The organism is Staphylococcus caledonicus (assembly GCF_016238465.1).
Classification (GTDB): Bacteria; Bacillota; Bacilli; order Staphylococcales; family Staphylococcaceae; genus Staphylococcus; species Staphylococcus caledonicus.
Map to the genome: position 1 here is coordinate 29489 of NZ_JABTXV010000007.1, position 20799 is coordinate 50287.

Sequence of the window (20799 nt, forward strand, 5' to 3'; positions counted from 1 at the left end):
CACCTTTCCTTTATCTCATATTATGCACACTTTTTGGGAAAATGGAGACAAATATCCTATTGAATGATTATATTTAGACTATCTACAAATAGAAAAAATGAGAAAGATGAAGTCATGTCGCCATTTATTATAAAACGAGACTACGACAGTCCTATTCAACATCTTTCTCACATCACTATTATTGATTTAATTTAAATAATCTTTCAGCATTTTCAGTTGTTTGTTGGCAAACTTCTTCATATGTCATATCACGTAATTCAGCGATTTGTTGCGCAACTAATGTTACTCTCTCAGGCTCATTACGCTTTCCTCTATATGGGTGAGGAGATAGATATGGCGCATCTGTTTCTACTAACAATCTATCCATTGGCACATGCTTAGCCACTTCTTTAGGTTGTTTTGCATTTTTAAATGTCACAGGTCCGCCTAAAGACACATAGAAATTCAATTTATTAATCACAACGCCAGCGATTTCTGGAGAAGCACTAAAGCTATGCATAATACCGCCGACTTCTTCCGCATGTTCTTCCATCAAGATATCAATACAATCTTGTGTCGCTTCACGATTATGAATCACAATTGGTAAGTTCACTTTTTTAGCTAAGGCAATTTGTTTTCTAAATACTTCTTTTTGAACATCGGCAGGTGATTTATCCCAATGATAATCTAGACCCATTTCACCGATGCCAATAATTTTAGGATGTTTCGCTAGTTGCTCTATCCACTCTAAGCGTTCTTCAGTAAAATCAATTGCATCAACTGGGTGCCAACCGATGATACCGTAAACAAAGTCGTACTTATCGATTAATTCCATTGTACGTTCAATTGTAGGTGTATCAAATCCTACTACAAACATACGGTCCACGCCTGCTTCTCTAGCGCGTGTAATGACTTCATTTAAATCCTCATCATATTGTTCATCGTTTAAGTGAACGTGTGTATCGATTAACATTTTATCTCTCCTATCGTTCAATTTGTGAATTATTTAATAATTGCACCATTTGCAATAGCGTTTGGCAAGCTAACTAATGTTAAAACGCCATCTTTCTCAGCAGATAAAATCATACCTTCTGATTTTTGACCCATAAGTTTAGCTGGTTTCAAGTTACTAACCACTGCTACTTTTTTACCAATAATGTCTTCCGGACGGTAAAATTTAGCGATACCAGAAACGATCTGACGTTGTTCAGTGCCTAAATCGACTTGGATTTTTAATAATTTGTCCGATTTTTTAACATTTTCAGCGTCAGTAATCGTTGCAGCTTTGATTTCTACTTTATCAAAGTCTTTAATATCGATTTGAGGTTTACTTGGCACTTCTTCTTCAACTTCTTCAGATTTAGGCGATTGCATAGATTCTTTAATATAAGCAATTTCCGCTTCTGTATCTAATCTTGGGAAGATTGGTGTTGGTTTTTCAGTGACCATTACAGGTTCTTTAAGCGCACCATAGTGTTCAAGACTTGCTAATTCAAATAACTCTGTCTCATTAATATTTAATTGATTGAAAATTTCTCTTGGCGCATGTGTTAAGAATGGGCGCAATAATACTGTCGCAAAGCGAATATTTTCAACTAAGTGTGCCATCACATTACCAAGCATCTCTTTTTGACTTTCATCTTTAGCTAATACCCATGGTGTTGTTTCATCGATATATTTGTTCGTACGACTAATAAATTTCCATACTGTAGAAAGTGCTACAGAGAATTGGAAACTTTCCATACTGTCGTTGAAGCTTTTCACTGTTTCAAGCGCAAGAGCTTCCATGTTTTCATCTAATTCGTGTTTTGGCCCTTCATAAGCCGGTAATTCACCGTGGAAGTATTTATTAATCATAGAGATTGTACGATTAACTAAGTTACCTAAATCGTTCGCTAAATCATAATTTGTACGCTCTACGAAAGCTTCGGGTGTAAATACACCATCTGAACCAAATGGTAATTCACGCATTAAGTAGTAACGTGTCGCATCTAAGCCATAACGGTCAATTAATACGTTAGGATCTACGACGTTACCTTTAGATTTACTCATTTTGCCGTCTTTCATTAAAATCCAACCGTGCGCAAACACTTTTTTAGGAAGTGGTAAGTCTAAAGCCATTAATAAGATTGGCCAAATAATAGAATGGAAACGTACGATTTCTTTAGCCATTAAATGTACATCGGCTGGCCAATATTTTTGGAATAATTCATCATCATCTGATAAATAGCCAAGTGCTGAAATGTAATTGACTAATGCATCAATCCATACATATACCACGTGTTTAGGATTAGATGGTACACGGACACCCCAGTCGAATGACGTACGTGATACTGCTAAATCTTCTAAACCTGGTTTGATGAAGTTGTTAATCATTTCATTTTTTCTTGATGGCGGTTGAATGAAGTCAGGATTAGCATCATAGAATTCTAATAATCTGTCTGTATATTTATTGATATTAAAGAAATAACTTTCTTCTTTAACTAACTCAACTTCGTGGCCCGAATCTGGACTTTTACCACCTACGATTTTGCCATTTTCATATACAGGATCTACTAATTGAGATTCAGTGTAATATGTTTCATCCGGCACTGAATACCAACCTTCATATTCACCTAGATAGATGTCGCCTTGTTTTAATAAACGTTCGAAGACTTTTTCAACAACTTGTTTGTGGCGCTCTTCAGTTGTTCTAATAAAGTCATCATTCGAGATTTCAAGTTTATTCCAAAGGCTTTTAATGCCACTAATCATTTCGTCTAAGTATTGTAATTCAGTTTTACCTGCTTTTTGCGCTTTTTCCTGAATTTTTTGACCATGTTCATCCGTACCTGTTAAGTAACGAACATCATATCCTTGCATGCGTTTATAACGTGCAATCACGTCACCTGCAACCGTTGAATATGCGTGGCCAATGTGTAAGTTACCACTTGGATAGTAAATAGGGGTTGTAATATAAAATGTTTCTTTCACCATCACTGGTCCTCCTCTTCGTTTCCATCAAATAATAATTCATTTTAGTATTGTTTAACATTTTTTAAGCCAAATATAATGACTTAATCTCATATTTTTACGTTACTTTTTAATTATAACTTATATAGAAAGTTTAGTATCGTATCTTATTTACATTACCATAATTTTATTGTCTTATGGGAGTCGTCTTATCTTGTCATTTTATTTTTTGAAAATGATTTAACCAGGGGGTCTTCATTTTCAAAAAATAAGATTAATTAACTTCGTGATAAATATCATAAACCTCGCCCGTCTTCATATGACGGTCTTCGGCTACTAACTTAATTGCTTTTTTAGGCTTTAAATCTTGTTCCGAAATATAATGATTCACATGTTCGATAATTGATAAACTTTCAAACCATTGTTCAGTTTCCAATGGTTGTGCGCCTTCAATAAGGATAACAAACTCACCCTTTTGAGGTATATCGCCATCTTGCAAAGCATCCAATAGCGTGGTCGCCTCACGCATAACGATTTGTTCGAATTTCTTAGTCAATTCACGTCCAATAGCTATGCGTCTGTTAGGATCTACTTTGATAATCGCTTTTAACGTTTCAACCACTCTAAACGGCGATTCATAAATAATCAATGTGCTATCTTGATACATTCTTTCCTGCAAAATATCTACTTTATCTTTATCTTTTCGTGGTAAAAATCCTAAAAATGTATACGTATATGAAGGTAACCCACTTGCCATTAATGCTGTTAAACCGGCATTCGGGCCCGGTACTGTTTCAACCTGAATATCATATTGATGTGCTTCCACTACGAGTTCATAGCCAGGGTCACTGATTAAAGGCAATCCAGCATCTGAAACTAGCGCTACGTCATGTCCTTCAGTTAGCAAGCTAATTAAATAGTCAGTCTGTTGCGCTTTATTATGTTCATGGTACGATTTCAAAGGGGTCTGTATATCATAGTGATGGCACAACTTTTTCGTTACTCGCGTATCTTCACATGCTATAAAATCTACATTTTTCAACGTTTCGATTGCTCTAAAGGTGATATCGCCTAAATTACCTATAGGCGTACCAACTAAATATAGTGTGGCCATCTCAATTCTCCTCAATCATTTTTAATTTTCGTTGTCTAGTGAACGTTTTAATTTCATATTCTCTGCGCAATGCCTCAGACTTAGAAGTATATAATTCTTGATAAACTAACACTACCGGACGTCTTATTTTAGTATATTTAGCGCCTTTTCCAGCATTATGTTTCGCCACTCGAGCTTCTACATCTTTAGCGTAACCAGTATATAAACTATTATCGCTACATTTTACTATATACACATAGTGTTTATCCATAATACACATCTCTCATCTCATCACTATATTGTCCGTCACTGTTGTAAATATAGAATGGCGGGGCAATGTCTAAACCTTGTTTCCCGTTTTTACGCCCTTCAACCACTACCGTTACAGCTGATTTATTTATTTTACTATAAATCATAATCACACGCTTAGGCTCGATGTTCGCACGTCGCATCTCCGTTAAGACATCCATCAATCTATCTGCGCGATGAACCATCATGAGACGGCCACCTTGTTTTAATAAATGACGAGCAGCTAGCATGCAATCTTCTAGGGAGCACATCACCTCATGTCGTGCAATTTTATGGGCTTCTTTTTGATGTTGGTTGAGTTGATTCGTTTTAAAATAAGGCGGATTGCACGTAACTAAGGTATATTGAGACGGTTTAAACGTTCGATACACCTCTTTTAAATCCATGTGATGCATATGTAATCGGTCAGTAAGATGATTATATTCATAACTACGTCTTGCCATATCTACAAGCTGCTCTTGAATTTCGATACTCTCAATTGCTTGTTGACCTTTTGCAGATAATAAGAGGGAAATAACCCCGTTTCCAGCACATAAATCTAAAATTTTGTCGTTCTTTCTAACTTCTGTAAAATGGCCTAATAATAAAGCATCCGTAGAGAATGAAAACACATCATCATTTTGAATAATTTTTAAATTTTCTTTAATTAAGTAGTCAAAGCGTTCGTTATTTTTTAACATCGTTTTACTCCTAAAAAAGGGATGTCTTTACAACACAAATTAGCAGTCATGCGTGTTGAAATCCATCCCTTGTTATCAAACTATATATTATCAGTTTCTATCTTTTATGTTATTGGTAAACCGTGATTATAATATTTTACGATAAAAAGAATACTTAGCTATTTAGCACATTCATACATAATAGACAATCTTCGCCATAACGGTGTTTCCCAAATAATTCACCATTACAAATATGGAAACCTTCACTATAAAGTACCGCTAAATTATCTTTACTTGGTAAAGGCTTTTTAACGTTTTTAATTGACCGTTTCGTGTCATTAGTATTGTCAGTCTTTTTCTTATCATCGTTAATAGTATTAGAAACTTTGGCTACTTCAACATCTTGTTCACTTTTAGCCATTAATGTTTTTAAATTATCATTTTCAACTTGTAATGTAACATTCTCTTCAATAAGTTGGATGGCCAACGATTTGAGTTCGCTCATATCTTGATTTAATTGCTTTACATTGCTTTCAAGTTGTATAACTTTTTCAAATAAGTCATTACGATTCAAGAGTACTAAACCCTCCTTAATTTAAAGCTTCTAATTCTTCCATTTTATATTCCATAGGTTGCTCTAAACCTTCGACCTTAACTTGCATAGAAATATCTAGTATATTCAAACCAACTACTTGGCCTTTACCTTCAGGGGTATCTACTTTATCGCCTACATCTGGTAATTGTGCTCTAGCTTCTTCGTATAAGTCATTTTCATATTTTAAGCAACACATCAAGCGTCCACAAGCACCTGAAATCTTCGTAGGATTTAATGATAAGTTTTGATCTTTAGCCATTTTTATAGATACAGGTTCAAAATCACCTAAAAACGTAGCACAACACAGTGAACGTCCACAAGGTCCAATACCGCCTAGTAGTTTGGCTTCATCACGCACACCAATCTGTCTAAGTTCGATACGTGTTTTTAAATTCTGTGCTAAATTCTTTACTAGTTTACGGAAATCGATACGATCGTCTGCTGTAAAATTAAAGATAACTTTAGACTTATCTAGTGTATATTCACAATTGACTAAGCGCATATCTAGTTGTTGTTCTTTCACTAATTCTTTACATAATGCTAATGCGTTACTAGCGTCTTCTTCATTTTGATGATATCTTTCAATATCTTGTTCAGTTGCAACACGTATCACTTCTTTTAAAGGTAGTGTCACATCTCCATTTTCCACACTCTTTGGTGGAAATTTTACTTTCCCAATTTCAATGCCTCGTTTAGACTCGACCACTACCCAGTCGTCAGTGTCGACGCCTAAATCATTAGGCGCGTAATATTCCAATTTCCCTGCCTTTTGAAATTGTACACCTACGATAATTGGCATTTTATCTCACACCTTTGATTACAATTTGTTCAAATACGAGCGTTGGGTTAACATTTTGCATTAACTTTTTATGCGCTTCCGTAATTTGATCATACATTAATATAATTTGATTAAATGTTAATTGGCTTGCGTACTTTTCAACTTCTGCCTTTAAGTCCGGATAAATATAGTCGTTCTCAGTACCTACCTTAGCATGCATAATATCTTCGAAAAAAGCATTAACCGCTGCTAACGTAAGCGATTGTAATTTACGATTTTTAGCGTTCTTTAACAAATCAATAATCGCTATAAGCGCCATAGGTTTATTGGTTAATAATAGTTCACACCAATGTACGATAGACTTCCTAAGCGTGACTAAATCGTGTTCTTCGTTTAAATCTTTAGCTGTGTCTAACTGCGTTGTATATGTGCTCAACATTTCAGCGACAGCCCTATTAATATCTTGCTCTATTAATCTATCTATAAAGTGTTGTTTATCACTTGGTTTAAAATAAACGTGCTGACAACGTGAATGTATGGTATCTAATATTTGTTCTGGTTTCGTAGACATTAAAATCGCGATGGTGTTCTTAGGAGGCTCTTCTAAAAATTTCAAAATACTATTTTCACCTTGCACAGTCAACTTTTCAAAGTCTTCAATAATATAGACCTTGTGTGTCCCTTCTATAGGTAGCTGGTTCATACGGTGTACAAGTTGTTCGATTTGTTCTTTCTTGATGGTATTTTCTTCAGAAGCTACATAGATAAAATCTGGTTGATTATAGTTATCTACTTTTAATTCACATTGTTGGTCCCCATTACAAAGAATAAGTTTTGCAAATTCCATCGCTACATGTTGCATTGATTGTGCGTCATCACCCTCAAATAAATACGCATGCGATAGTTTATTTGAATGATAAGCGTTAGCCAATTTTTGTTGTTCATCCATGTTTGCATACTCCTTATTCGTCTTCTTATATGAAAAAAGGCCAGGACAAAAGCTTTCGGATTTGAGTAGAATCTAACGCTAAACAAAATTGTATTTCAAATTTTGTTGAATCATTATGTATCCTACAAAAACCTGCTTTAGACTACCGCGTGTCGGTGTCCTAGAGCACAAACTTTTAATGTCCCAACCTCGAATATTGCATCGTTATCTAAGGTGTCTTTGTTTTCTAATTTCTACATTACTCATTATTTTAAAGATTAAAAGCGGTGGAATGAATCAACTGGCATTACAAATACCGTAGCGCCACCCACTTCAACTTCAACTGGGTAAGGTATGTATGACTCTGCACTACCACCCATTGGTGTCATTGGAGAAACGAGTTGTTCTCTATTACCACAAGTATTATCAATTACTGTTAAAATGTCATCAACCCGGTCATCATCAACACCACATAGGAATGTTGTATTACCAGCTCTTAAGAATCCACCAGTAGTTGCTAATTTTGTAGCTCTAAAGTTATTTTTTACGAGTTGGTCTGAAAGTTCTTGACTATCTTGATCTTGAACGATCGCTATAATCATTTTCATCTTAAAACACCTCTTCTTGATATTATATCATAATTTTTTTAAAAAATTTAAGATTATCCTATAAGTTTCAGTCACTACTTCATCAACATTTCGTGTTGCATCCACTACCGCAAAACGATCAGGTGTTTCTTGAATGATATGTTGATATCCTTCGATTACTTTTTCATGGAAAGCTAAATCTTCTTTATCAAGTCGATTCTGATCTCGTTGATTTTTTAAAATTCTGTCTCGACCTACTTCCGCAGTAATATCCAAATATATTGTTAAATCAGGATATCGACCATTAATCGCAAATTCATTTAACTGTTTCACTTCTGAAATACCTATACCCCGTGCAAAGCCTTGATATGCAAGAGAACTATCAATATATCTATCACATAAGACTATTTTATTCTCGTCTAACGCAGGTAATATCTTCTCTACCAAGTGTTCTCGTCGTGAAGCCGCAAACAACATCGCTTCTGTGCGAATATCCATGTTATCGCCTTCTAATACAATCTCTCGAATCGCTTCACCAGTACGTACGCCTCCAGGTTCTCTAGTCGTAATCACTTCATAGTCATGACTTAACTGTTCAAATACCTTACGCAAAACCGTCGTTTTACCAGAACCTTCTGGGCCTTCAAATGTTATAAATGCTGACATTCTATTCATCCTTAACTAATATTTTGTTATGGCTTAGGCCTTCAACTCTGCCTTCGCCCTGAAGATAATATTGCATTAATTTTATCATATTTCGTGAGATTTTCTCTCCTTTTAAGAAAACAGGTATCCCCGGCGGATAAGGAATTAAATGTTTAGCTAAGATTTTATTTTCAGCTAATTCTATATCAATCCATTTCGTGTGTTCAAGCGATTCTGAAGAATAGAATCCTTCTTCTAATACTAAGGGTAACGATTTTAATGCTTTGTCTTTTTTGAGAGGTAACTTCATTGTTGCTATCTTATGTAATAATTCTTGAAAAGGATAGCTATCACCTTCATGCCAAAGTGGCAATATCAACAAGGTTTGGTGTGTATCTGCTAATTCTGTATAAATCTCACACGCTTCAAACCATGTTTGTACTTCATATCCCGAATAACCTGGGTAACGAATTAATAATTTTAATGGATCATCTACGTGTTTAACCTCAAATCCCGTTTGAGTTAAGACATCGATGAATCGTGCCCTTTTTTCAAAAAATGTACTGCTCTCATAACCTTTGTAAAATTGATGGGCTAATTCAATACTTGCCATTACCAAATAGGATGGGCTTGAGGTTTGGAAATACGCTAAATAGCGCACGACTTCTTCTTTGAGAGGTGCATCTTTATGAATAAATAAGACTGACCCCATTGTGAGTGCTGGTAATGTCTTATGGTAAGACTGCACGACATAGTCTGCACCCACTTCTAACGCTGATTTAGGAAAATGAGGCAACCCAAAATGCGCACCATGTGCTTCATCTACAAGCACAGGAATATGGTGTTGATGTAAAGACTGCACGCTATTGTTGATATCGAAACATTCACCGTAATAGTTAGGGTAGGTTATCACGGCTAGTTTCTGTTCGTTATAAGATATATGTTCAAAATCTGGTTGAAGATAATGTTGGCTTGTCTGACTTTTAATCATAGGCATTAATTCTGCACTTTGACGTGTCAAATCTACTCCATGAAACACAGATTTATGCACATTTCTACTTAATAAATAGTTGCCAGCTCTATTTGAAAACGCCTGAATGACCGCTAAAATACCTGAAGTCGTCCCATTTACAAGAAAATAAGCATCATAATCTGGGTGTTTATCAATCTCTGTCATACTATCCAAAATGATTGATTCAGGGTGATGCAAATCATCTAAACCAGTAATTTCAGTCATATCCATTTCTCTTTTTAATTGTTTAAGATGCCCTATCGTCATGTTTTTATGCCCTGGCACATGTAAAGAAATCGCATGATTATCTATTAATTTATTTAGTTGTGTCGTAATAGGAAGATGAGAATGCTTCAATTTAGTCACACTTTCTTGTGGTTTTGGAATTAAGGTATATATTTTAAATTTTTTCACCATTACTCTTTTATTGATTCAACATTACTTGAATATATCTTGTAGTGTCAAAAAATATCATAAGTTTTTAAGCACTATTATTTAATTTTTGAAAACGAAAAACTCCCTCCAAAAGTTTTAATTTTTACTTTGAAGGGAGCTTAGTCACTTTAGAATGTGATTCTAAAGTAATTCGGTTATTTTGTTTTAGTGTCTCTATCTTTTTTTCTAAACATAAACAGTGTACCTAAAGCTAATAGTAGACTCGCGAAAATTGATGTATTACCTTCTGTTTTACCTGTTTCTGGTAATTCCATTTTATGAGATGTACTATGTTGTGTTGCTTTATGTGGGTGTTCTTTTTCCACTGGTACAGTCACCTTAATTTCTTGTGGTGGGCATAATTTTTCATCAGGTTTAATTGGAGCAACCACTTTTTTACATTTAGGCGTATGAGCCGGTTGTTCTTTAACCTTTTCATATACATAAGTTGTAATACCATCTTGTTCCTTAACAATACCAGTGTATCTCCATCCACTTGGAATATCAGCATATGGATTTTGCTTACCTTTTCTTGCACTCATAATTGGGTTACCATGCTTATCTACATAACACGTAACTTGTAATTGTGGTAAGTCATAGTGTGGTGCTTCATTTGGTACGCCTGTTTGAATTCTGTCATACACATATGTTGTAATACCGTCTTCTTCAGTCATTTGTGACGTATATTGCCATTTATCTCCAATAACGCTTGGTGGTGTTTGTAATCCTTCTTCTGGAGCTTTCAATTCATTACCATCTGTATCGACATAGCGTGTCACTTTTAATTCTGGTAAGTCGTATTGTGGTGCTTCATTTGGTAGTTCTGTTTTGATTTTTTCATACACATATGTTGTGATGCCATCTTCTTCAGTCATTTGTGATGTATATTGCCATTTGTCTCCAATAACATCTGGTGGCTGTTGTGTGCCTTCTACCGCATCTTGAACTTCATTACCCTCAGTATCAACATAACGTGTCACTTTTAGTTCTGGTAAGTCGTATTGTGGCGCTTCGTTTGGCACTTCTGTTTTGATTTTTTCATACACATATGTTGTGATGCCATCTTCTTCAGTCATTTGTGATGTATATTGCCATTTATCTCCAATAACATCTGGTGGCTGTTGTGTACCTTCTTCTGCGTCTTGGACTTCATTACCATCTGTATCGACATAACGTGTCACTTTTAATTCTGGTAAATCATATTGTGGCGGATTATCTGGGACTTGTTCATAAGTTGTAATTGGTTCATACACATAATGCACTGTAATATCTTGATTGCCAACTACTTCGCCACTTTGATTTTCTGGTACTGCTGTTAAATGATAATGAACCGTCTTTTTAACACGACCGTTTTCATTATCTTCATAAGTGACTTTATCTTCAATCGTTGGTGCAGTTGTTGTATAGTGCGTACCTTCCACTTGATGGTCTAAAATTGTCACTTGTGGACTTATCACTTCACCATCAGTAGTTTTAAAGTCCGCATATACACTTCCTTCAAAAATTTCTTTATAAATTAAGTGAACAACTTTTGTTTGTTTTTTCTCATAATGACCTTTTATTGGATCGAGTTCATCGTCTACTTTTACAAATTTATAGTGACGATTATTGTTATTAATAATTTGTGGTATATCTACGTTATATTCAGTATTTTTTACACCTTTAGAAGTTGTGTTATTTTGGATAGCGTTTCCTTCTTCATCCGTATATCTAACTTCTAAATCGCCTCGGTTGTCTTCTGTTTCAAGCGTTACCTTATTACCAGCTAACCAAAGATCATCCGTACCAAGAGTAAAGATTTGTGAATGTGCTTTTGTTAAAATTGGCGCATCTTTTGGCACAGTTACTTTTACGTTAGTACTAAAAGATTCTCCTTTGTTCACTACAAGTGGTGTATCAAATACATATTTAACTGCAGTGACTTTAGATAGGTCAGTTGGATTTGAGGTATATGTACCATTCTTCACATCGCTATCTGTTGTATAAACCACACGGTATTTACTTGTATCAGGAATCTTTTCAGCTAATGTCGTTTGAACATGGTCCTTAGGAATAGTGACAATGATTTCTTTTAAGATACCAGGGCTATCAGTGTAGTTGATTGTCGTAGTTTGTAAGTTAACAGTTTCTCCTAGATTGATGTCTACACGTGATTTATCAAAACTATTAGTCGCATCTTTACCAATCGTTAACGAAGACGCAAATTCTTTGGCAAGTGCAATTTTGAATGGTACATCAATAACTGAAACTCGTTTTTCATTTGTATTCGCACTTAAATCATCAGTAATAACATCCGATAACAGTAGATGATTACTACTTAATGTTTGGTCGTCACTAGGACGTACAAGCTCGGAATCCTTATCCCAAATTGCCGCATAACGAATTGAGTATGAACCAATTGGTAATGTCCCTCTATTATAGATATCGAATGTAATTTCAGGAGTATTCTGTGTTAATGAACTGCGATACGCGCCCGTTGTCTTACTCGTTTGATTCCAGTTATACCCCTCAGGTGCTTTATAAACATATAATGTTCTACCACTGTTTTTATAATTTGGGATTACCTTAATTGGGTCTATCACTGGTCTATCTTTAAGCGAAGATTTCGATGTATTTTCCAATGAAGCATCATCCCACCAGAAAGAAGTACGGATGAGTTCGTTATTAGTCCACGCACGAACATTTCCAAGCGCAGTTCCATCTGGCGCACTAAGTGTTAAATAAACATTTTTTATATCATCTAATTTAGTATTATCAATGTCTGAAGTATCATCTAACACATCTTTACTTAGATATCTTAAATAGTCTTTTGTGTCGGCCTTAATTATTACATTAGCCTTATCATTGTAATTTAATGTATTTCCTGTGAAACCATTTGTATTCTTTAACACAGGTGTCGCCAATTTATGTGGAAACGCTTCTTTTGTATGAATATAAGAATAGTTACGATGGAATAAAGAACCAGATAATCCGCGCGTTGGCACAGCACTTGCTGCTTCAACCGTATTTTGTTTTACTTGATCGATAATCAAGCTGTTTTGCATTTGTGTGACGCTATCATCTTTAGCCGCATCTTGCCATCTTTTTTCGTCAACTGCATAGGTAACATTTGCTCTCCATTCGAAAACATCTTTTTGTGCTTCATCAGCTGTTGAAATCGTGTCACGAAGTACAGGTGTTTGAAGAACTAAATGATTATAATGACTATTATTAATTCTATATGTAGAATTGTCTTTATTTAACGTTGTCCATTCATTGAGCTTAGTTGTTGAACCATCGCTATTTACCCCATAGAGTATAAAAGGTGTTTTAAACTCATACGTATCATTTTCAGAGGTTTTTATTGACGAACCATTGAAATATCTCGCTCCAGCAGGGAGCAAACTAAATGTTGTAAAATAATCTCCCTCTTGTCCTTTCGGAAGTTGAATAGAATGCATATAAGTTGAAGCGTACTTATTAGATTGATCTCGGTTATTAATATACTTAATAACACTAAATGTTTCGTGTAAATGATCGGCTTTAGATAGTAAGCGTGAAGGATCATGTTGTCTCAAGGCTTGGAAATATACATCTCCAGCTTCCGAACCCGCTTCGCTAATCATTTTAAATTTAATGCCTTCATCAGCAGGTAAACTTTGGACGTAATCTTGGCCATTTGGTAAGCGTCCAACCGTCTGCCATAATAAATTGACGTTGATATATCCATCTTTTTTAAACTTTTGTATATCCTCAGATGTAAGTGCAGATTTTTTTAATCTTAATGACGGTTTATAAGCTACAAAAGGTAATTTTTGCCCATCAGTTAAATGCATATGGATACCTTTATCGTCTTGCGTCCAATATTGATTACCCGAAGCCTCTGGATCTAACTCAAGCCAGCTAGGTATATTTAACACGCTATACGTGAAGTCAGTGTAACGTCCATAATCTTTTGATGTAGTTGCGTCGTCACGATTTTCTAAGAACCAGTTATCACTTGGCAATGGCACATTATAGCGATAGTTATCAGATTTATCAGAGACTGTACCATCTTTCGAGATAATACCAATAGTTGGTTCTGAACTCGCTGTACTTTTAGTGGTTCCGGGAATTTGCCATATCGACGTAGGTTTCGTTTGACCATAATCGGCATAAAGTCCCCCTTTGACGTTATCGAATGTAGCTTGAGTTTCTTGAGAATCAAGTAAATTATCGCCTTCATACACTTTCATAGATGTAGTGACTGTATCCCCATCACTAGGGCCGCTCCAGATCATTCCACCAATAACTTGTGAAATTTCTATTTCACCAGCCGCTGCACCTGCTATAGGTCTAAGATCAAACTGATAGCGCCATGTATCTGCATCGGATAAATCTGTCTTTTTAGTTACATATTCCGATTTAGAAAATGCTGGTGGTTCTACAATAAATCTCTTTGGTGCTTCATAGACGAGTTTCCCATTATCTATACTATTATGTCCTGAACTCGCAAATGAATATGTAGTGCTCATTACACGACGGTGATTGTTTACATCTGATGTTAAATTAAAATGTTTATTATTGGTATGTGTATCACTAAATACTAGCCTACTTGTAACTTCTACTCCCTCATCGTCATCATCGTCATCATCAACATCTCTTCTTACACGTCGTTTGGGTGTTGTAGAACTTGTTTCACTTGTTGGTTGATGTGCGTCAACTTGATTAGATGTTGGATTTTCTGTAGGTTGTTCGCTATTATCGTTATTTTGACTCGTAGTAGCCGTAGCATCTGTTTCTTTAGGTTGGTTACTTTCAGCATTCGTTTGTGCAGTAGTATCCTTATTTGCTTCTTGAGAAGTGCCGTTCTCTTTTTTATCTGTAGTTGTATCATTGTTCTCTTTAGGCGTTACTTGAGCATCTTGAGAAGATGGTTTTACATTAGTATCTTCTTGGTTATCTGTTGTGTTGTTTGAAACATCTTGAGAAGCTTGATGATTAGTATCATTATTTGTAGAAATAGTTGAATTGTTTTCTTGTTCGGCAGCATGCGCTTCATTATTTACCCCAAAAATAATAAATGACCCGATTAAAATCGATGAAATGCCTACAGAAAATTTTCTAATCGAATATTTATTTTGTTTATTCGACAAAAAATCAACTCCCTTTTTGTTGTTATTTCTCATAGCTGTTTTTACTCCTTAATTTATTCAGAGATGACCTTGTCTATTTTTTGCATCGTCTTCAATAGAATACTATTTGTATGCTAATTTTTCAATATAATTTTATATTTAATTAAAAATATTATATTATAACTTAGTTTAGTTGATATTATATCAACATATATGCCTATGAATTCTCTCTTTTATCTATATTATTAAAGTTATTTAACGCAATATAATATAATTCTTCCTTTTAAGTTTCCAAATTTCTGGCCTATTTTATAGATAGAAGGCTAAGACACTTTAAACTTTATTGTCTTAACCCTCTAAAATTATTTAATTATTTTGTTTTAGATGTTCGATCTTTTTTTCTAAACATAAAGATTGCACTTAATGCTAATAAGAGACTCGCAAATAGTGACGTGTTACCTTCAGGCTTACCTGTTTCTGGTAATTCTACTGTATGATGAGTACTATGTGGTTTCTCTTTTGATACATGTTCTTTTTTGATAGGTGAGCTCACCTTAACATGTTGTTTCATAGGTGGTGCTTCATGGTGTTTAACTGGTGGAGTCACTTTTTTACATTTAGGTGTTGGATGATGTTTAACTTTTTCATAAATGTAAGTAGTAATACCATCATGTGCTTCAACAATACCTGTATATGTCCAACCGCCTGGAATATTAGGATAAGGTTTATGTTTACCTTTTTTCGGTTTAATAATATCTCTACCATGTCTATCAATATAACGTGTCACTTTTAATTGCGGTTTATCTACTTGTGGTGGATTGTTTGGAACGAGTTCATATGTTGTTACAGGTTCATAAACATAATGCACCATGATATCTTGATTTCCAATGACTTCACCGTTTTGATTTTTCGGTATTGCTACTAAACGGTAATGGATTGTTTTCTTAATATGACCGTTTTTATTATTCTCATAAACCACTTTATCGGCAAAAGTAGGTGCTGTTGTCGTATAATGTGTACCTTCAAGTTGATGGTCTAGAACTGTAATTTGTGGACTTAATACCTCGCCAGTTGTTGTTTTAAAGTCGGCAAAGACACTTACTTCAAATACTTCTTTATAAATTAAGTGGACAACTTTTGTTTGTTTTTTCACATAATAACCTTTTATAGGGTCAAATTGATCATCCACTTTTAAGAATTTGTAGTGATGATTATGATTATTAATCATTTGAGGAATGTCTACATTATATTCTGTATTTTTTGCACCTTTAGACGTAGTGTTATTTTGAACATCATTACCTGCTTCATCTGTGTATCTCACCACTAAAGCGCCACGGTTATCTTCTGTTTCTAATTCAACCTTATTACCTGCTAACCATACATTATCCATACCTAGTGTAAAGATTTGTGAATGCGCTTTTGTTAAAATTGGGGCATCCACTGGTACAGTTACTTTTACATTTGTTTTAAAGACCTCATCTTTATTGACTACAAGTGGTGAATTAAACACATATTTAATTGCAGTGACTTTAGATAAATCTGTTGGCGTTTCAGTATATGTACCTTTTGTCACATCACTATCTGTCGTATAAACCACGTGATATTTATCTGTATTTGGTAATGTTTCAGTTAATATAGTTTGAACATTATCTTTAGGAATAGTTACTACAATTTCTTTTAATATGCCGACGCTATTGGTGAAGTTAATTGTAGTTGTTTGTAAGTTTACATTTTCTCCTAAACCAACATCTACACGTGATTTGTCAAAACTATCTGTAGCATCTTTACCAATCGTTAACGAAGACGCAAATTCTCTTGCGAGTGCAATGTTAAATGGCACGTTGATAACTGATACTCTGTTGTCATTCGTTAATGGGCTCAAATCATCGGTAATAACTTCCGATAAATCAATGTGGTTACGACTTAATGTTTGGTCTAGAATAGGACGTACCAATTCAGAATCTTTATCCCAAATTGTTGCGTAACGAATAGAATAAGAACCACTTGGTAAGGTACCTCTGTTAAAGATATCGAATGTCATTTCAGGCGTGTCTCTTAAAAAGAATAAATTACGATCGTTTTTAAGCGTTTTATTCCAATCATAGCCATCCGGCACTTTATAAACATATAATGTTCGTCCACTATTCTTATAATTAGGAATGACTTTGATAGGATCAATGACTGGTCTATCTTGAAGCGTTGCTGAATTTCCAAGATACAAGAAATCAGCATCGTTCGCATTACGGATTAAGTCTTTATTAGTCCATATTCTCACATTACCTATCGCTGTCCCATCCGGAGCGTTAAGTGATAAATAAACATTTTTTATATTATCTAGTCGATTATTATCTATATCTGAGCGATAATCTGTCACGTCTGTACTTAAATACTTTAAGTAATCACTATCATTAGCTTTCACTATTACATTAGCTTTATCATTATAATTTAATATATTGCCTTGGAAACCATTTGTATTGTTAAATACAGGTTTAGCCAACGTATGATTGAATAAGTCTTTAGTATGGATATATGAATTTTTTGGACTAGACAATTCATCAGATAAACCACGTGTTGGCACAGCACTAGCTGCCTCTACCGTGTTTTCTGGCACTTGATCTAAAATTAGCGTATTTTGCATTTGTGATACGTTATCATCTTTTGCAGCGTCTTGCCATCTTTTCTCATCTACTGCATAAGTAACTTCTGTACCCCATTCGAAAATATCTTTTTCTGTTGCACCTTTTGGCGTAACAGTGTCACGTATAATAGGCGTTTGAAGCACTAAATGATTATAGCGTTTATCACCAAACTCATATGATTTATTCGTTTTATTTATTTCTTTCCATTCGGCTAATTTTGTTGTCGAACCGTCACTATTAACTCCGTACAAAATAAACGGTTCTTTTAAAGTAATACTATTACCTGCATATTTATCCCATTTGTCTTGGAAATATTTTATAAAACGTAGGTTGAAATCAAATTTTGTAAAATAGTCTCCGTCCTGCCCTTTAGGAATTTGAATAGAATGCATATACGTTGGCGCATAGTTGTCAGATTGGTCACGATCAGTCAGATATTTTAATACTCTAAAGGTTTCATGTTTATGATCAGCTTTAGTAAATAATCTCGAAGGGTCGAGAATACGTAATGAGTGGAGGGCTACATGACCAGTAGGTATACCATGTCTGTTAAGCATTTTGAATTTAATGCCTCCATCGGCTGGTAAAGATTGTACGTAATCTTGTCCATTTGGTAAGCGACCTACCGTTTGCCATATTAGATTAGCCACAACAAATCCATCATCTTTAAATTTTTTTAAAATCTCAGGAGTGAGCGCAGATTTTTTTAATTTTAAAGAAGGTTCATACGCTGTGTTAGTTAAATCTTGACCTTCACTTAAATGTAAATGAATTCCAGTTTCATCTTGAGTCCATAATCTATTATTTGTAATGTAAGGGTTAGGGTCTAGTTCAAGCCAACTAGGAATATTTAAAATACTATAAGTGAAATCTGTATATCGGCTATAATCTCTTGAAGTAGTAGTCACATTATCATTTTCTAAAAAATTATGATCACTTGGAAACGGCACTTTATAGTCATAGTCATCTGATTTATCAGAAACTGTACCATCTGCCTCGAGAACTCCAATTGTCGGTTCTGAATTAGCTATGGTTTTTTTATTACCTGGAATTTGCCATATTGACGTTGGTTTAACTTGACCACGGTCGGCGTAAAGTCCACCTTTAACATTTTCAAATGTGGCATGAGTTTCTTGTGTATCAAGTAAAGTATCGCCTTGATATATTTTCATAGTAGAAGTGATAACGTCTCCATCACCTGGACCTGACCAAATCATTCCACCAACAATTTGTGAAATATCAATTTCCCCCGCAGCCGCTCCTGCTATAGGTCTTAAATCAAATTGATAGCGCCATGTAGTAGCATCGGATAGATCCGATTTCTTAGTTACATATTCTGATTTAGAAAATGCAGGCGGTGCCACAACAAAACGTTTTGGTACTTCGTAAATTAATTTCCCGTTATTAAAAATACTAGATCCTGAACTTGTAAAAGAAAATTTATGATTCATTTCACGGCGGTTATTTGTAATATCCGGAGGTAATGTATAATATTTTTCAGTATCATCAGTACCACTAAATGCCAATTTGCCGACTACTTGAACATTGCTATCATCAACATCTCGTCTCACACGTCTTTTTGGTTTTATAGCACTATCTTCACTAGTTGGTTGACTTGCATCAACTTGGTTAGACGTTGAATTGTCTGATGGTTGATCATCCTTACTACTTCTAGTGCTTGTAGTAGGTGCTGAATTTGAAACTTTAGGTTGTGTAGTTTCAGCATTATTTTGTGAGTTACTCTCACTATTATTTTCCTGAGGAGTTAACGTTTCGTCTTTAGCACTATTAACGCTCTTTTCCTCTTTAGGTTTTGCTTGAGAAGATGACTTCAAATTTGTATCTTCTTGCTTATTCGCAGATTGGTCTGGAGTGATTTGTGTTTCATTATGACTTTTGTCATTATTTGTAGAAATATTTTGTGCATCATTTGGTTCTGCGACATGTGCTTCATTATCGACTCCAAAAATAATGAAAGATCCTATTAAAATTGATGAAATGCCTACAGAGAATTTTCTAATAGAATACTTATTTTGTGTATTTGATAGAAAATTCCATCCCTTCTTGTTATTTCTTTCCATAACAGTTCTCTACTCCTTAATTGTTTTCGGAGATGACCTTCTCTATTTCTTTGCATCGTCATTCAATAGGATACTATTTGTATAAAAAGATTTCAATATAAATTTATATTTATTTAAAAATATTATACTATAACTTTAAATAGTTAATAAACTGTTAAAATGTATATCTTGCATTATCGTTCATTTTGTCTTCAATTGTTCTTTGATATTCAACATTTTCAACTTTAGCTTTGGGTATTTTTATATATAAGAGGGATATAAATGTGATAGTTCTTTTTCAAATATAGATTTATTGAGGCTTTTTACATTTTAAAAATAGGAAACCAAATCATTGGTTTTTTCATTAGCATGATTGAATGTAGAGTTAATTTATTTAAAACAAAAAAGAAGAGGTTGGGTCAAAAGTGTTTAGGATTTGAGCAGAACCGAACGATGAGCAAAATTGTTCTCAAAATTTTGTCGAATCGTGACAGTATCTGCCGAGGATCCTACTTTTGGGACACCGTATATCGGTTTCCCAGAGCACAAATGATTAATGTCTCAATCTCTCTTCAATTGAATCTATCCCTTTAGCGGAACGTAATCTGCTACCATCGGCGCTATGGAGCTTCCTTTGCTTTGAGGCAAGCGGTCGCATCTTTCTTCATTTTCGTCTTTCGTTGGCTCATTTAGCCCAACTAAACTCGCTGCTCTCTTTCCTCAATTCATCAGCTTCAATCGCTTTCTCTTCGCAAAGTTAAATAGATGCTAACATGTTCTCACCGAAGTTTGTGCCGTTTATTCTTTTATTTTACTTTCTTTTTGCCTTCGGCTTTGATGCTAAATTTAGACATAAAAAAAGAGACCCTTCGGTCTCAATATCGGCTCATCGCATCCATACGATTTAGTTGCCTGGCAACGTCCTACTCTAGCGGAACGTAAATCCAACTACCATCGGCGCTAAGGAGCTTAACTTCTGTGTTCGGCATGGGAACAGGTGTGACCTCCTTGCCATTGTCACCAGACAAGTGAATG

13 protein-coding genes and 1 rRNA gene are annotated in these 20799 nt (G+C 34.8%); all 14 read right to left on the bottom strand.

Annotated features, from left to right (window positions below; translation table 11 throughout):
• Positions 1–178: 178 nt before the first annotated feature.
• On the bottom strand, positions 179–952 hold the full coding sequence (locus HS848_RS12075) for a TatD family hydrolase (protein WP_198612484.1): 774 nt from the start codon (positions 950–952) through the stop codon (positions 179–181).
• Between the two features lie 29 nt (positions 953–981).
• On the bottom strand, positions 982–2955 hold the full coding sequence (gene metG / locus HS848_RS12080) for a methionine--tRNA ligase (protein ID WP_198612485.1): 1974 nt from the start codon (positions 2953–2955) through the stop codon (positions 982–984).
• Between the two features lie 250 nt (positions 2956–3205).
• Positions 3206–4045 (bottom strand): 16S rRNA (cytidine(1402)-2'-O)-methyltransferase, encoded by an 840-nt coding sequence (gene rsmI / locus HS848_RS12085; protein ID WP_198612486.1) that lies wholly within the window; start codon positions 4043–4045, stop codon positions 3206–3208.
• Position 4046: 1 nt separating this feature from the next.
• Positions 4047–4295 carry a GIY-YIG nuclease family protein gene (locus HS848_RS12090; protein ID WP_107508177.1) on the bottom strand — a complete coding sequence of 83 codons (249 nt, stop codon included), beginning with the start codon at positions 4293–4295 and terminating at the stop codon, positions 4047–4049.
• Positions 4288–5013, bottom strand: a complete 726-nt coding sequence (locus tag HS848_RS12095; RefSeq protein WP_198612487.1) for a tRNA1(Val) (adenine(37)-N6)-methyltransferase — start codon at positions 5011–5013, stop codon at positions 4288–4290. The genes HS848_RS12090 and HS848_RS12095 overlap by 8 nt, the downstream gene beginning before the upstream one ends.
• 154 nt (positions 5014–5167) lie before the next feature.
• On the bottom strand, positions 5168–5566 hold the full coding sequence (gene yabA / locus HS848_RS12100; RefSeq protein ID WP_198612488.1) for a DNA replication initiation control protein YabA: 399 nt from the start codon (positions 5564–5566) through the stop codon (positions 5168–5170).
• Between the two features lie 16 nt (positions 5567–5582).
• On the bottom strand, positions 5583–6386 hold the full coding sequence (locus HS848_RS12105; RefSeq protein ID WP_198612489.1) for a PSP1 domain-containing protein: 804 nt from the start codon (positions 6384–6386) through the stop codon (positions 5583–5585).
• A 1-nt stretch (position 6387) separates the two neighbouring features.
• Complete coding sequence (locus HS848_RS12110; protein ID WP_198612490.1) at positions 6388–7314, bottom strand: DNA polymerase III subunit delta' C-terminal domain-containing protein; 927 nt, start codon at positions 7312–7314, stop codon at positions 6388–6390.
• A gap of 257 nt (positions 7315–7571) precedes the next feature.
• Positions 7572–7901, bottom strand: coding sequence for a cyclic-di-AMP receptor (locus HS848_RS12115; protein WP_198612491.1), 330 nt, complete (start codon positions 7899–7901; stop codon positions 7572–7574).
• A 27-nt stretch (positions 7902–7928) separates the two neighbouring features.
• The gene (tmk, locus tag HS848_RS12120; protein WP_198612492.1) at positions 7929–8546 is read right to left on the bottom strand and encodes a dTMP kinase; all 618 of its coding nucleotides are present in this window, start codon (positions 8544–8546) and stop codon (positions 7929–7931) included.
• A gap of 1 nt (position 8547) precedes the next feature.
• A complete protein-coding gene (locus HS848_RS12125) occupies positions 8548–9894 on the bottom strand; it encodes an aminotransferase class V-fold PLP-dependent enzyme (protein WP_232806185.1) in 1347 nt (448 codons plus the stop codon).
• Between the two features lie 233 nt (positions 9895–10127).
• Positions 10128–15086 (bottom strand): YSIRK-type signal peptide-containing protein, encoded by a 4959-nt coding sequence (locus HS848_RS12130; RefSeq protein ID WP_269814429.1) that lies wholly within the window; start codon positions 15084–15086, stop codon positions 10128–10130.
• Between the two features lie 349 nt (positions 15087–15435).
• Positions 15436–19785 carry a YSIRK-type signal peptide-containing protein gene (locus tag HS848_RS12135; protein WP_198612495.1) on the bottom strand — a complete coding sequence of 1450 codons (4350 nt, stop codon included), beginning with the start codon at positions 19783–19785 and terminating at the stop codon, positions 15436–15438.
• Positions 19786–20674: 889 nt separating this feature from the next.
• Positions 20675–20789: ribosomal RNA gene (gene rrf / locus HS848_RS12140) — 5S ribosomal RNA — on the bottom strand.
• Between the last annotated feature and the right edge of the window lie 10 nt (positions 20790–20799).